Annotated in this window: 2 protein-coding genes; both read right to left on the minus strand. The window is 58.3% G+C overall.

Annotation, left to right across the window (positions count from 1 at the left end):
• Positions 1–377 (minus strand): GNAT family N-acetyltransferase (locus NW846_RS10835; protein ID WP_414515964.1); only part of this gene is annotated, 377 nt, incomplete at its 3' end.
• Positions 378–450: 73 nt separating this feature from the next.
• Positions 451–918 (minus strand): SRPBCC family protein, encoded by a 468-nt coding sequence (locus tag NW846_RS10840; RefSeq protein ID WP_414515966.1) that lies wholly within the window; start codon positions 916–918, stop codon positions 451–453.
• Positions 919–1,294 lie beyond the last annotated feature (376 nt).

The raw sequence follows: 1,294 nt of genomic DNA on the forward strand, positions 1-1,294 counted from the left end.
AGGTAGATGCGCTCCACCGACTGCAGGTGGGGATGGCTGATCAGGGTTTCCACCAACTTGCGGCCAATGCCCTGACGTCGGTAATCGTGATCAACCACGATATCCCAGAGGACGGCTCGGTAAACCCCATCGGAAGTGGCGCGGCCAAAGCCAATCAGGCGCTCCCCATCCCAGGCGCTGACCACCGGATGGCTGTGAGCAACGGCCCGCTCCATCTCCTGCCGCTGGCGATTCTGCGCCCAAAAGGCATTGCGGTTCAACAGCAGGAGAAGTTGATCCAGATCCAGCTCGCCCCGCTCCAGAGAGAAGCGAATGTTGCGGTTGTCCACCGGCTGACGAGAGAGGGCAATGACAGGCTCAGGAGAGGGATCTGACATGAAGCGGCCTTTGCAGTGGCGAGGGTTGACAATGGGGAAGGTCGGCGAAACACTTGGGCCTGACGAACGGAGACTAGCTGGCCAAGGCATTGTCGGCGGCTGGCCCCGCCTGCTCTAGGGCATAGGCTTTGAAGCGCTCCAGATCTGCCTGGATGGTGCTCTCCACCACTTTGCCCACAAACAGGCCATCCAAGATTTTGCCGAGGATCCCCGGGATCTTGTAGGCCACCGACAGCTTCACAATGGTACTGCCTTTGCGGTCGTAAAAGCGCAGCGCGCCCCGATTGGGCAGCCCCTCCACCGAACTCCAGCCGATGTGTTGGTGTTTCACCACCGTGTGGGTGCGGGAGATCCAACTGAAGGTGAGGCCGCGGGTATCCAGTGTCCACCGGGACAGCTCCTGATCCAGCAATTCCACCGAGCGGATCCACTTCATCCAACGGGGCATGAGGGTGAGGTTGGCCCACAAATCCCATACCTGCTCAATGGGAACAGGCACCTCCACCTGACAGGTATGCTCTAGCCAATCTGACTCTGACATAGGGCCTCCCACGCAACACCCAGCAGAAACGCAAACCATCCAGGGGCTTGGCCACAACGCCTCGGGACGGGATCCCTGCCTTTACAAAATTTTATATCGACCTAAGATAGCATTATCGGCCTCGTGAAAGTTTGGGGCTCTGCGCTTTTGGGCAGGCCGGTTTCTTTTTCGAGCAAGTTGCGGCTGCCCCCCATGAGGGCAATGCAGAAGGCAGGTATCATGGTTGCCATCTGCAAGCTCCACTTGCAAGGGTTCGCTGCATCCACTCGGTTGACTTGACGGAACGACCTCACCATGGTTTCTCAATGGAAACAGCATCTGAAGAACTACTTCGTGGCGGGGTTGCTGGTGGTGATCCCTCTGGCAACCACCATTT

It is taken from the genome of Synechococcus sp. W60.3 (assembly GCF_047502615.1).
Taxonomy (GTDB): domain Bacteria; phylum Cyanobacteriota; class Cyanobacteriia; order Thermostichales; family Thermostichaceae; genus Thermostichus.

Bases quoted from the DNA above. Each gene is read 5' to 3' on its own strand.
- NW846_RS10840 (WP_414515966.1), bottom strand. From the start codon at position 918: ATGTCAGAGTCAGATTGGCTAGAGCATACCTGTCAGGTGGAGGTGCCT.